This window comes from Alteromonas sp. I10, assembly GCF_003201515.1.
GTDB classification, from domain to species: Bacteria; Pseudomonadota; Gammaproteobacteria; order Enterobacterales; family Alteromonadaceae; genus Alteromonas; species Alteromonas macleodii.
This window is the reverse complement of sequence record NZ_QJJN01000001.1, coordinates 987,904-1,000,191: the sequence shown is the minus strand read 5'-3', so window position 1 is coordinate 1,000,191 and position 12,288 is coordinate 987,904. Positions and strand designations below refer to the sequence as shown.

Here is a 12,288-nt window from a genome sequence, read left to right as displayed (position 1 = left end):
CCTTATGCCTGCTCCATCGTGCACATCAACGGGTGCTGATGTTTGCGTGCGTACTGATTAACCTGCATCACTTTTGTCTCTGCTATCTCAGCAGTAAAAATGCCACACACGGCTTTTCCTTGATAATGAACGGTCAGCATAAGTTGGTTGGCTTTCTCAGCGTCCATATTGAAAAACTGCATGAGTACCTCAATGACAAAATCCATCGGTGTATAGTCGTCATTGTTCAACAACACTTTATACATGGGAGGCGGCTGCGGCTTCTGTCGCTGCGCGTCTTTCTGTTTTTCCTTTTCGATACTAATAGCGTTGTCTTTACTCATAACTTAATAATAGTGGTTTAATGGCACATATGTGTACAAACTTTTGGATAAATTTATTCACATTTGCCCTTGACATAATATGGTTAAAAAATCTACATTTTGTATAGTGGTTTTGAGTATTGCACGTTAGCTACGACATAACTTACTGCGTAGCAGCTACAATCAATACTCTTTCCACCGTGTCTCCGGATCTATAATGGGGGCATATACTCGTGAGTTCAAGGATTAAGAGGAAGTCGAAGTATGGCGGTTGGCAAAGTTAAATGGTTTAACAACGCAAAGGGTTTTGGATTTATCGTTCCTGAGGACGGCGGCGAAGATATTTTTGCGCATTACTCAACGATTCAGATGGAAGGCTACCGTTCGCTAAAAGCGGGTCAAGAAGTAACGTTCGAAGTTCAGCAAGGGCCTAAAGGTCTTCACGCTGAGAACATTGGCTTCAAAGAAGAACCAGAGCGTTAAGAAAAGAATTTTTAAAGCCTGACCTTTTACGTCGGGCTTTTGCTTTTCTTGCCATTCAAAATGTGTAGGTGCGGTAAAGCGCTCGTGCGGATAAGTGCGTTTAAATTTTCCCCACAAAAATAAGCATTACGTTATCTTAACGTTGTGTATTAAAGTTGCGTACTAGCTCAAATTAGACAATCAACGAGCTTTTTTCCTGTTCCTTTTATCTCCCGCTTATACATTCGTTTCCAAAACATAAGGTATATCGCCCTACCCCTTATTACCCCTTATACCAGTCCGCGTAGACCATTGCCTACTCAGCTAGGTTTAAAATGTTCGTAATCGCGGCGTGTTAGCGTAGGTATAGTGGTTCTACATAAAAAAAGCCCTCTCGTTTGAAGAGAGGGCTTTTAAACGTTGTTTTGAAATAGCTTCTCAGGTTTGAGAGTACTATTCTATGCGCTAGACCTATAAGCCTAACGCATATACACAAAATACTATGCGCCTAAGATAGCTTTTAATGTCTTACTTGGAGACATGGTTGCGAAAAGCTTGTCTTCGTCAGGGTAGTAGTAACCACCAATTTCTTGCGCGCTACCTTGCGTTGCATCAATCTCAGCCAAGATGTCGTCAATTTTCGCAGACAACTCTTCATACACTGGCTTAAATTGCGCAGCTAGATCTGCGTCTTCCGTTTGGTTCGCTACTTCTTCAGCCCAGTATAGGCCTAGGTAAACATGGCTACCACGGTTGTCCAACTGACCTGCTTTACGAAGCGGAGACTTACCGTTGTTTAGTAGTTTTTCCGTTGCTTTATCAAGTGCAGTAGCAATAACTTTTGCTTTGGTGTTGCTGTGCTTAATAGCAACATCTTCTAGCGATACAGCAAGTGCCAGGAATTCACCGAGTGAGTCCCAACGCAAGTGACCTTCTTCAACGAACTGTTGCACGTGCTTAGGTGCACTACCGCCCGCGCCCGTTTCATAAAGGCCACCACCAGCCATCAACGGAACAATTGAAAGCATTTTAGCACTGGTACCAAGCTCTAGGATTGGGAACAAATCAGTAAGGTAATCACGAAGAACGTTACCCGTTACTGAAATGGTATCCAGACCGCGAATTGCACGTTCCATGCTGTAGCGAATAGCGCGTACAGGAGACATAATTTGAATGTCTAGACCGTTGGTATCATGGTCTTGTAGGTACTTTTCAACTTTTTTGATAAGTTGCGCATCGTGAGCACGTTCGTCATCTAGCCAGAATACCGCAGGCATACCAGATTGACGTGAACGCGTTACCGCTAGCTTCACCCAATCTTGAATAGGTGCGTCTTTCACCTGACACATACGCCAGATATCACCTTCTTCAACATCGTGAGAGATAAGAACATTGCCGTCTTGGTCAACAATTGAAACAGTACCGTCTGCTTCTAGTTCAAACGTTTTGTCGTGTGAACCGTACTCTTCTGCTTTTTGCGCCATTAGACCAACGTTAGGTACTGTACCCATCGTTGTCGGGTCGAATGCACCATGCGTTTTACAGAAGTTGATAACTTCTTGGTAAATGGTTGCATAAGTACTTTCTGGAATAACTGCTTTAGTGTCGTGCGCCTTTCCATCTGGTCCCCACATTTGACCCGAGTTACGGATCATTGCAGGCATAGAGGCATCAACAATTACGTCACTAGGTACGTGAAGGTTCGAGATACCTTTGTCAGAGTTAACCATCGCAATTGGCGGACGGTCGGCATAACATGCGTTGATATCTTTTTGAATTTCAGAGCGTTGGCTCTCAGGTAGGCTTGCAATTTTGTCGTAAACGCTACCAAGACCGTTGTTAGGGTTAACCCCTAGCTCTTCAAACAGGTCACCCCATTTGTTGAATAGGTCTTTGTAAAATACTTTTACACAGTGACCGAATACGATTGGGTGAGACACCTTCATCATGGTCGCTTTTACGTGTAGTGAGAAAAGAATGCCTGTGTTTTTCGCATCTTCAATTTGCTCTTCGAAGAATTCACACAGCGCTTTTTTGCTCATAAACATGCCGTCGATAACTTCGCCAGCTAGCAAATCTACACGCGGTTTAAGGGTTTTCTTGCTGCCATCTTTACCCGTAAATTCGATGCTAACGTGACCGTCTTTCTCAACTGTCACTGATTTCTCACCAGAGTAGAAATCACCACCGCGCATGTGCGCTACGTGCGAACGAGAAGCTTGAGACCACTCACCCATTGAATGCGGGTGCTTACGGGCATAGTTCTTCACCGCTGTCGGTGCTCGACGGTCCGAGTTACCTTCACGTAGCACAGGGTTTACCGCACTACCTAATACTTTACCGTAACGCTCGCGAATTTCTTCGTCTTCAGCTGTTTTAGGTGAATCAGGGAACGCTGGTACATTAAAGCCTTTTGCGTTTAATTCTTTGATAGTTGCACGAAGCTGTGGAATTGAGGCACTGATGTTTGGAAGCTTGATGATGTTAGCGTTCGGGTCTTGGGTCATCTCACCCAGTTCAGCTAGCGCGTCTGGCACTCTTTGTTCTTCAGAAAGATACTCAGGGAAATTTGCCAAAACACGTGCAGCAAGTGAAATATCGCTTAGCTCAACGTCGATATCTGCAGCCGCAGCAAACTTCTGGATGATTGGAAGAAGTGAGTAAGTCGCCAGCATTGGCGCTTCATCAGTCTTCGTGTAGATGATCTTAGACTTGGTCATTATATACCTCAATTTTCTCGACAGGGTACTGTCGTCTTTAGTCCATTAGGTCGCAACAACCCGCAACATGTTCATGTCACGCCCACAGTCATTGCGAAACGTATTTGATGTTTTCCACCTTTTGCTTTTATTAAGCACTAGGTCACTTGCTGTTTTCTTCCCTACATATTATTCAATTCCCTATGTTAGCAATATGCATCTCATGGCTTTGCACTCGACTACTTAGTCGTACGCAATTTCGAGATACGATGTATAAGCAAGCCCGCTTATCACTGCTAAAACTGTCTAATAATTATGCAGATGCGCTCTCTTATAAAAATGGGAGCGACCATTAGTATAGGGTCGAAAGTTTGAGTTACAAGTCATACCATTGTCTTAACTCATAAGATCACCGAATTTATCGACAAACTTCATTGAGCAAACCACTATTTGCGGTTGATTTTCCCATGCGAAGCATCGTCATTTGTCGTAAAATCCCCCCCCGAAATTTTGAATTTAAACAAGCGGAAGTAATATGTCTTCAAACGCTAAAGTGGTGCTTTTTAATAAGCCCTTTCAAGTTCTTTCTCAATTTACTGATGCAGACGGTAGAGAAACCCTAAAGGACTATATTGATGTTCCCGGTGTGTATGCCGCAGGACGACTCGACAGAGATTCGGAAGGTCTTCTCGTACTCACCAATGACGGAAAGCTTCAGCATAAACTTGCTAACCCAAAAGCTAAAACCAGCAAAACCTATTGGGTGCAAGTTGAAGGTATTATGGACGAAAAAGCAATGCAGGCGCTGCGTGACGGCGTGGAATTAAAAGATGGAATGACTCGCCCCGCTAAAGTAAAGGCCATGGAAGCACCTAGCGTGTGGCCGCGGAATCCGCCCGTACGCTTTAGACAGTCGATCCCTACTAGCTGGGTAGAAATTACCATTACAGAAGGCAGAAACAGACAAGTGCGACGTATGACGGCGCACGTCGGCTACCCCACCCTTCGGCTCATCAGATATCGCGTGGGTAATTGGACCATTGATGGTATTGATAATGGCAGCTACGTTCACTTTTAAAGGCAATTCAATTTCTAATACTTGAAATCACCTTCCTTGACCACACTAAAAGAGGCACCGAAACGTCACGGATTTTTAGCGCTGTTAAAGGTTCCTGTTCATCTTTGCATATAGACAATTTTTTACAGCAAAGACCAACGGCCGCTTGGCACATATTTAATTACTTAATCAGATAAGGATTAAATGTGAATTAGCTATCGGAATCTGATAAAATCCGCGACCTCGAAAACGGGCCTATTTGTAAGTGGCTGATTAGTGGTATGGCCCACTGAGTGGGTAAGCGCCTTAGCATATTTATCAACATGTTAATTGGTGACTGATTTAACAAATACGGTTTCTTTTTTATTAATCAAATGAGTGTGCAATCCATAGTGAGTGATATTGAATCTAACGCCAGCAAAAAAGTGATCGTCGGAATGTCCGGCGGTGTCGATTCGTCTGTTTCAGCCTACCTACTCCAACAACAGGGCTATCAGGTTGAAGGTCTTTTCATGAAAAACTGGGAAGAAGACGACAACGATGAATACTGTGCCGCAGCGGAAGATTTAAAAGATGCACAAGCGGTTGCTGACAAACTTGGCATTGAACTGCACACCATTAACTTTGCAGCAGAATACTGGGATAACGTGTTTGAGTATTTCTTAGAGGAATACAAAGCGGGCCGTACGCCAAACCCAGATATTATGTGCAACAAAGAAATTAAGTTTAAAGCGTTTCTTGAATTTGCAGCAGAAGACCTTGGCGCTGACTACATTGCTACTGGTCACTATGTTCGTCGCCGAGAAGTTGACGGTAAATGGCAAATGCTACGCGGTCTTGATAACAACAAAGACCAGAGCTACTTTCTTTACACATTAGGCGAAGAGCACGTTGCTAAAACGCTCTTCCCTGTGGGTGACATCGAAAAGCCATTAGTTCGCAAAATTGCCGAGGAGCAAGGTCTTATCACTCATGATAAGAAAGACTCTACCGGGATTTGCTTTATTGGTGAACGCAAATTCAAAGACTTCCTAGCACGTTATCTTCCAGCTCAGCCTGGCGTTATTGAAACAGCAGAAGGCGAAGAAATTGGCCAACACGAAGGCTTGATGTACCACACGCTAGGTCAACGTAAAGGCTTACACATTGGTGGATTAGCCAAATACGGTGATGACCCTTGGTATGTGGTAGATAAAGATGTTGCACGCAACGTACTTATTGTGGGCCAAGGTGCCGACCACCCTCGCCTATACTCGAAAGGCTTGGTAGCAAAGCAGCTACACTGGGTGGATAGAAAAACAATTACAGAGCCTGTGCGCGCGGTAGTTAAAACCCGTTATCGTCAGGCCGATATCCCATGTACAATAACGCCAACTCAAGACGACACCATTGAAGTGATGTTTGATGAGCCGCAGAAGGCGGTAACGCCGGGGCAGTCAGCGGTGTTCTATAGTGACGAAGTTTGCCTTGGCGGCGGTATTATTGAGAGTTATATTCGCTGATGTTAGATACCGACATAGAAAATAACCTAGCTCTTGCTGGTGTATGTCAAGCTGCGGCGCTGGTTCAGCAGCTTGCCAGACGAGGTTCAGCCGACAACGAGGCTATAGAGGCCAGCTTATCGAGCATACTGGTTACTGACCCAGAAACACCTCAACAGGTTTTCGGCCAGCTCGCTAACTTAAAAACCGGTTACACCACACTCGCAGCACAGCTATCTGACAAACAAGCAACAAAAGATACGGAATTAACCCGCTATATTGCTAGTATTCTAGGCCTTGAAAGAAAGCTAGCGAGAAAGCCTAAAGCAATGCAGGAACTGGGCGAACGTATTTCCCATGTTCAGCGCCAGCTTGCTCACATCGATTTCCAAAACCCACAAATAGTCTCCTCTTTAGCGAGCATTTACAGCGATATCATCAGTCCGCTAGCACCGCGTATTCAGGTAGCTGGTAACCCAGATTATTTAAGCCAACCTGCTACTCAGCATAAAGTGCGTGCGCTTTTGCTTGCAGGTGTTAGGGCTGCAGTAATGTGGCGTCAGATGGGTGGAAAACGAAGAAACATTTTATTTAAACGCAAACACATTCTTAACAGTGCTGTTAAAGCACTACGATTAATAAACTAGTGAGGAGCTTAAGGTGGAACTGAGTCAGTTAACTGCAATTTCCCCTGTCGATGGTCGATATGCTGGCAAAAGCGTAGAATTACGCAGTATTTTCAGTGAGTACGGCTTATTAAAATACCGTGTAGAAGTAGAAGTACGTTGGTTACAAATGCTGTCTACTAACCCACAAATTGAAGAAGTTCCTGCTTTTACAGACACGTCAAATGCACTACTAGACAAAATAGTAGCTGAATTTAGTGTTGAAGATGCCATGCGCATCAAAGAAATCGAGCGCACAACAAACCACGATGTGAAAGCGGTTGAATACTTTCTTAAAGAGAAGGTTGCCGACAATAGTGAGCTTTCAGCAGTAAATGAGTTTATCCACTTTGCGTGTACGTCTGAAGACATCAACAACCTTTCACATGGCTTAATGCTTCGCGAAGCCCGCGAGACCGTTATTCTTCCTTACTGTGACAAATTAATTGAAGCGCTAGTAGAGCTTGCTAAGCGCTACCAGAACGTACCTATGATGGCACGTACTCACGGTCAGCCTGCTTCACCTACCACCATGGGTAAAGAAATGGCAAACGTGGCTATACGCCTAAAGCGTCAGCGTAGCCAAATCGCAGGTGTTGAGTTACTTGGTAAGATTAACGGTGCAGTGGGCAACTACAATGCACACTTGTCAGCGTATAAAGATGTAGATTGGCACGAAGTTTCAGAGAAGTTTGTTACCTCACTAGGTCTAACCTGGAACCCGTTCACTACGCAAATAGAGCCGCATGACTATATTGCAGAAATGTTTGATGCCATTGCGCGCTTTAACACAATTCTTATCGATTTCGATCGTGACGTTTGGGGCTACATTGCACTGGGTCACTTCAAGCAAAAAACGGTAGCTGGCGAAATCGGCTCTTCTACCATGCCACACAAAGTTAACCCTATCGACTTTGAAAACTCGGAAGGTAACTTAGGCCTGGCGAACGCTATTTTTGACCATTTAGCAGCTAAGCTTCCTATCTCTCGCTGGCAGCGTGACCTTACTGACTCAACCGTGCTACGTAACCTTGGCGTAGGTGTAGGATATGCAGTCATTGCTTATCAGGCCACTTTGAAAGGGATCAGCAAGTTAGAAGTTAATGAGCAAAGCTTACTTAACGAGCTAAACAACAACTGGGAACTGCTTGCAGAGCCAATTCAAACTGTTATGCGTCGTTACGGTATTGAAAAGCCATACGAGAAGCTAAAAGAGCTGACCCGTGGTAAGAAAGTAAACGCTGAGGTCATTGCTGAGTTTATTGATAACCTAGATATGCCAGAAGCGGCCAAAGCAGAGCTTAAAGCATTAACGCCTGCTACATACATTGGTGATGCAATCAGGCTTGTAGATCAGTTATAAGCCCTTACGCTTTCCACTACACTGAAAAACGCGGTCATTAGTACCGCGTTTTTTTTATTCCTAAATTTCTCTACATTGAATTTTCACCTACCCGTGGGAGCAAGCAAATGGATTTACGCAACACGAACCACACTCCTTTCTCATTGCAGGAAAAACACTGTGTTGTACTTTCTCCCACGGTTTCGAAGGTGTTAAGTCCAACGCTAGAAACCAAAAGTAGTGCCGCGAATTTAAAAAGCTGTATAAAAAATGCCGTCGTCATTTTTTGTGACCTATCAGGCTTCCAACAACTCTCAGTTAAATATGGCGACATTACATGCGCCAGACTTGTAGATAGCCTGTTTTCTGAATTCGATGTGCTTGCCGCTGATTTACACCTTTCGCCATTAAAAACAAACGGCGATCAATATATTGCGGTTAGTTTTAGCGGCGAACACAGTAGTACAACACACTCGCTTTTGAACGCTCTGGTGAACGCCATCGAATTCGCATTTCGCGCTCGCGAGCTTGTAAATAGCAACGACCTTTTAGCTTCATCTTCAAGCCAACTGCGAGTTGGCATTGCGACAGGCTCTTTACTTGCCGGCCAATCTTCTCGCCCGCTTGCAGGCTTTGATATTTGGGGGACTACGGTAAATAGGGCTGCAATGTTAGAGCAATACACAGCACCTAATACAATTGCTATTTGTGAGAAGTCTTACAGCCTGGTTAAACGACAGATTATTCATCACTCTAGCGCGAGTGCGAATAACCCTTGTTCCTTTAATACGTACTTCACTTGTGGTTCAAATATAAACGCTAACACTGAGCTTTCAACGCGTGAACACGACGAGCGGAAACTCAGTGAGTCAAAAATGTGTAGCGAATATTGCAAAGAAACCACATTCCTACCAAAACAGCTGCACACGAAAACAATGCTAATGAGCGCATACGTTTGCTAACTCCTGTCTAGCGCATCTGATAACCACCCATGCCATGTAAACATTGAGCTAAAAAGCACGTGATTTCTAAGTTAGATGAAATACACCTGCAGTAACTCGCCGCGAGTACGAACATGTTAAGTTTCGCTGAGTGGGTAATTATCTATGCGAACCGTTATGAATTCGGCTCTCCCTGTTGAATCAGGTGAAGCAAATGCAAGGTAGCAATAAACGTTTTAATAATCGATAATGCCCCCCATAAGCTTCAACCTCGCTTTTGACAAAGTGCTAACGCTTACCGCATATTTGTAACGCCACGCACAATACTTAAATCAACAGATTAAACCCATTTGATTGGCTTACTATAAGAGACACTATGCCCACAAACGACAATTCGTACATTATTGATGCACAATCTGGAAACGGCTTTAATGCAGAAACCTTTCTAAAAAACTACTGGCAGCAAAAGCCGGTAGTCATCAAACACTTCTTTGACAACTTTGTAGATCCTATCGATGAGAACGATCTTGCCGGTCTAGCACAAGAGTCGGAAGTGGATGCACGTATTATTAGCAACGTGAAAGGCAGCTGGCATGTTGAACAAGGGCCAATTACCGATTTTGACAAAGCATGTCAGGGCAAATGGACATTACTAGTTCAAGGCGTAGATAAATATGTGCCCGACGTAACCCCTCTACTAGATCCCTTTTCTTTTATCCCTAATTGGCGATTGGACGACCTGATGGTGAGCTTCGCCACCAATGGTGCAGGCGTTGGTGCTCACATCGACCAATATGATGTATTTTTAGTTCAAGGTAAGGGCCAAAGACGCTGGCGTGTGGGCAAGCCGGCGGACTATAAAGAAGTTTTTCCACATCCAAAATTAAGACAAATTGAAGGCTTCGACCCTGTTATAGATGTTGTGGTTGAGCCTGGCGATGTGGTGTACGTACCACCGGGCTGGCCTCATGATGGAGCGACAATTGAAGATAGCCTGACCTACTCTGTGGGTTATCGTGCTCCGGACAATCTGCAACTAGCGGAAAGCCTGGCGATGATGTTGGATAAAGGCGCAAATAATTATCGCTTTACCGATGCAAGCCGCTCTATGCAAGGCAATCGTGCTTGGGTAAATCCAAGCGATGTTGCCGTTCTTAAGCAGCAGCTCATAGATGCGATAAACGGTGAAGACTTTACTTTGGCACTTCTAGAAGCCATGAGTGAACAAGGCATTCCTGAATATCCGCTAGAAGACGAAGTATCGCTAGAGCAAATTTCAAATGAGTTTGCCGCAGGCATTAGCTTTGTTCCTGCACCGGGTGTGCGTGCGTTACTATGTGACGGTAAGCGTGGTCTTCCTCGCGCGCTCTTTGTAAATGGCAGTCAGTTCGAGTTTGGCAAAAGTGACCAAGAATGGTTTGAAGTGCTGGCATCAGGAGGCGTTTTGAACGCAACGTGTTGCCAAGACGCGCCTTCTTTTACATTTTTAGAAACCTTAACTACACTTATCAATAATGGTTACTGGGAATGGTTCGAAGGTTAACAGGTAAGTATGGCGTTTACGATACAAAACGTCGATTGGGAAAAGGATAAACATCGACTGAAAGCACTAAGGGAACATGTATTTGTTTTAGAGTGGCGCGTCCCCGAGGCAAGCGAGTTCGACGAACACGACAGCTCGGCGTGCCATGTACTTATCGTCAATGATGAAAACGAACCCATTGCCACTGGGCGCTTAACCAAACGAGGCGAACTAGGCCGAATTGCTGTTAAGCGCTGCCACAGAACATTGCCTGTTTATCGCGCTTTGTTTGAAGCTCTGATTAACACGGCAAAGCAAAACAACGTCCCCATTATCAAAGTAGTCTGCAATTTAGAAAGCGTGTCCTATCACCAATCCATTGGTTTTATTCCCGACGGGCAAGTATTTATGGACGCAGGCGTTCCAAGACAACGTCTAAAATGCCCGGCAGAGCGATTTCCTCTTCCGGACGTGACTCAACTTCATTAGGTTGCTGACTTAAAGCTTTAAACCCAAAGATCTGGCGTATTTTGCATAGCAAATAAGTTCTCAGCACGATTGATAAGCAATGCGCCAAATTCTTTTTGCGTTTTATCTGCATCTTTTGCATTGATCAGGTTTTCAGCCTTTAACTGCCAATGCATAGCAAAGTGGCGAAGTGCCTCTTTTGCATCTTTCGCGTTATCTACCGATGTATAGTCTGACGGCAAATCACCACTAATTACCCAATAGCGTTTGCTGTCCATCGCTTTAATTTTCCATACTGCAAGGTAAGGAATTAAATAGCGGCTTTCTTCTGTAACAACAGATTCGAACAAAACACCATTCTCTGCTAAAAACTTATTAGCTTTTTGAAACTGTTCTCGTACCCACGTTGCGCGTTCTTCATCACTGATTGGTTGGTTTTCTGGTTGATCTGCCATTCTTAGCTCTCATTATTATCATTATCGTTTCTTATCTAGCACCGCTAGACAATATCCGCGTATCACTTACCTTCTAGGCCACCTTTCCCCCTAGTTTGTAGCGAACGTCTTTTCTATCTTTGTACTTTATTTCACCCCTGCTTTCCACTGCAATCATGTCAATGTATTCACCGAAGGTGTTAACCGCTTACTTATCCAACAATCTGTGGATTTTACCAACAGCGACTGACTCACACTTTAAGCACAAACATTTACATTTTTCATATTGGCAAATGTGCTTCTTTGGGCGAAACTGTGAGATGAAAACTTCACCAAGCCGAGTGTTTATACATGCGAATAGTAAGACTTACCCTTGGAGCAATCTTGTTTATCGGCGGTATTGTTCTAACATTACTTCCGGGCTCTATCTTGTTAGTGGTAGGCGGTTTAGTGCTCTTAAGTTACGACTGGCCAAAAGCGCGAAGCTGGCTCAAATACAGCCAAAAAACAATGACGAGTGGTGCCCGTAGAATTGATCGTTTTCTTCTTATGCGAAAGCTGCGCTAATTGTTTTTGTTCTAACAGGTGTGCTTATAGAAAGTTGAGCACGCCATAACGCACAGTGCGTTTCGCCCCCCTCTCCATCTCTCACCACTTTGTCGCAAAGTGTTAGCAATTAAACTTATGTAAATGCGTAATGATGCAATGCGTGTTAACGTAATCTAAAGTATAAATTGCGAAGCCTTTAACAATAATAATAGTGGCAATTATCTGAGCATGCTCAGCATCTTAGATAGTTCGTATCATCAGGCAATGTAACCGTATCGATATGATTTTGTGTAATGCGTTGACCCCGCATTGCGCTGCTTGGGTAGGCCAGGTTTAAACAATCTGGTCCAAGTCATATCTTTCGCT

The 12,288-nt window shown here is 44.1% G+C and carries 12 protein-coding genes; 9 read left to right on the top strand and 3 right to left on the bottom strand.

Going from position 1 to position 12,288, the window contains the following annotated elements; all coding sequences use genetic code 11:
- Positions 1-2: 2 nt before the first annotated feature.
- Positions 3-323 carry an ATP-dependent Clp protease adapter ClpS gene (clpS, locus tag BZA03_RS04285; RefSeq protein WP_014949331.1) on the bottom strand — a complete coding sequence of 107 codons (321 nt, stop codon included), beginning with the start codon at positions 321-323 and terminating at the stop codon, positions 3-5.
- A gap of 243 nt (positions 324-566) precedes the next feature.
- Between clpS and cspD the strand changes: the two genes are divergently transcribed.
- Positions 567-785 (top strand): cold shock domain-containing protein CspD, encoded by a 219-nt coding sequence (gene cspD, locus BZA03_RS04280; protein ID WP_014949330.1) that lies wholly within the window; start codon positions 567-569, stop codon positions 783-785.
- A 479-nt stretch (positions 786-1,264) separates the two neighbouring features.
- Here cspD and BZA03_RS04275 read toward each other — a convergent pair whose 3' ends face one another.
- A complete protein-coding gene (locus BZA03_RS04275; protein WP_075176505.1) occupies positions 1,265-3,484 on the bottom strand; it encodes an NADP-dependent isocitrate dehydrogenase in 2,220 nt (739 codons plus the stop codon).
- Positions 3,485-3,998: 514 nt separating this feature from the next.
- Between BZA03_RS04275 and BZA03_RS04270 the strand changes: the two genes are divergently transcribed.
- The 7 genes from BZA03_RS04270 to BZA03_RS04240 all read left to right on the top strand — a co-directional run bounded on the left by BZA03_RS04270 (position 3,999) and on the right by BZA03_RS04240 (position 10,960).
- Complete coding sequence (locus BZA03_RS04270) at positions 3,999-4,541, top strand: rRNA large subunit pseudouridine synthase E (RefSeq protein ID WP_014976399.1); 543 nt, start codon at positions 3,999-4,001, stop codon at positions 4,539-4,541.
- 353 nt (positions 4,542-4,894) lie between these two features.
- The gene (gene mnmA, locus BZA03_RS04265) at positions 4,895-6,022 is read left to right on the top strand and encodes a tRNA 2-thiouridine(34) synthase MnmA (RefSeq protein WP_044556785.1); all 1,128 of its coding nucleotides are present in this window, start codon (positions 4,895-4,897) and stop codon (positions 6,020-6,022) included.
- Entirely contained in the window at positions 6,022-6,648 is a 627-nt protein-coding gene (hflD, locus tag BZA03_RS04260) for a high frequency lysogenization protein HflD (RefSeq protein WP_014949326.1), read from the top strand. The genes mnmA and hflD overlap by 1 nt, the downstream gene beginning before the upstream one ends.
- 13 nt (positions 6,649-6,661) lie before the next feature.
- Positions 6,662-8,029: an adenylosuccinate lyase gene (purB, locus tag BZA03_RS04255; RefSeq protein WP_039229483.1), complete on the top strand. Its 1,368-nt coding sequence runs from the start codon at positions 6,662-6,664 to the stop codon at positions 8,027-8,029.
- Positions 8,030-8,136: 107 nt separating this feature from the next.
- Entirely contained in the window at positions 8,137-8,970 is an 834-nt protein-coding gene (locus BZA03_RS04250; protein WP_110288058.1) for an adenylate/guanylate cyclase domain-containing protein, read from the top strand.
- A gap of 355 nt (positions 8,971-9,325) precedes the next feature.
- Positions 9,326-10,492: a JmjC domain-containing protein gene (locus BZA03_RS04245; RefSeq protein ID WP_110288057.1), complete on the top strand. Its 1,167-nt coding sequence runs from the start codon at positions 9,326-9,328 to the stop codon at positions 10,490-10,492.
- Between the two features lie 9 nt (positions 10,493-10,501).
- Complete coding sequence (locus BZA03_RS04240) at positions 10,502-10,960, top strand: GNAT family N-acetyltransferase (protein WP_014949322.1); 459 nt, start codon at positions 10,502-10,504, stop codon at positions 10,958-10,960.
- 17 nt (positions 10,961-10,977) lie between these two features.
- Here the strand turns inward: BZA03_RS04240 and BZA03_RS04235 are convergent, their stop codons facing one another.
- On the bottom strand, positions 10,978-11,394 hold the full coding sequence (locus BZA03_RS04235; protein WP_039232670.1) for a DUF4826 family protein: 417 nt from the start codon (positions 11,392-11,394) through the stop codon (positions 10,978-10,980).
- Positions 11,395-11,724: 330 nt separating this feature from the next.
- Between BZA03_RS04235 and BZA03_RS04230 the strand changes: the two genes are divergently transcribed.
- Positions 11,725-11,940, top strand: a complete 216-nt coding sequence (locus BZA03_RS04230) for a PGPGW domain-containing protein (RefSeq protein WP_014976394.1) — start codon at positions 11,725-11,727, stop codon at positions 11,938-11,940.
- Positions 11,941-12,288 lie beyond the last annotated feature (348 nt).

Bases quoted from the DNA above. Each gene is read 5' to 3' on its own strand.
- clpS (WP_014949331.1), bottom strand. From the start codon at position 323: ATGAGTAAAGACAACGCTATTAGTATCGAAAAGGAAAAACAGAAAGAC.
- cspD (WP_014949330.1), top strand. From the start codon at position 567: ATGGCGGTTGGCAAAGTTAAATGGTTTAACAACGCAAAGGGTTTTGGA.
- BZA03_RS04275 (WP_075176505.1), bottom strand. From the start codon at position 3,484: ATGACCAAGTCTAAGATCATCTACACGAAGACTGATGAAGCGCCAATG.
- BZA03_RS04270 (WP_014976399.1), top strand. From the start codon at position 3,999: ATGTCTTCAAACGCTAAAGTGGTGCTTTTTAATAAGCCCTTTCAAGTT.
- mnmA (WP_044556785.1), top strand. From the start codon at position 4,895: ATGAGTGTGCAATCCATAGTGAGTGATATTGAATCTAACGCCAGCAAA.
- hflD (WP_014949326.1), top strand. From the start codon at position 6,022: ATGTTAGATACCGACATAGAAAATAACCTAGCTCTTGCTGGTGTATGT.
- BZA03_RS04250 (WP_110288058.1), top strand. From the start codon at position 8,137: ATGGATTTACGCAACACGAACCACACTCCTTTCTCATTGCAGGAAAAA.
- BZA03_RS04245 (WP_110288057.1), top strand. From the start codon at position 9,326: ATGCCCACAAACGACAATTCGTACATTATTGATGCACAATCTGGAAAC.
- BZA03_RS04240 (WP_014949322.1), top strand. From the start codon at position 10,502: ATGGCGTTTACGATACAAAACGTCGATTGGGAAAAGGATAAACATCGA.
- BZA03_RS04235 (WP_039232670.1), bottom strand. From the start codon at position 11,394: ATGGCAGATCAACCAGAAAACCAACCAATCAGTGATGAAGAACGCGCA.
- BZA03_RS04230 (WP_014976394.1), top strand. From the start codon at position 11,725: ATGCGAATAGTAAGACTTACCCTTGGAGCAATCTTGTTTATCGGCGGT.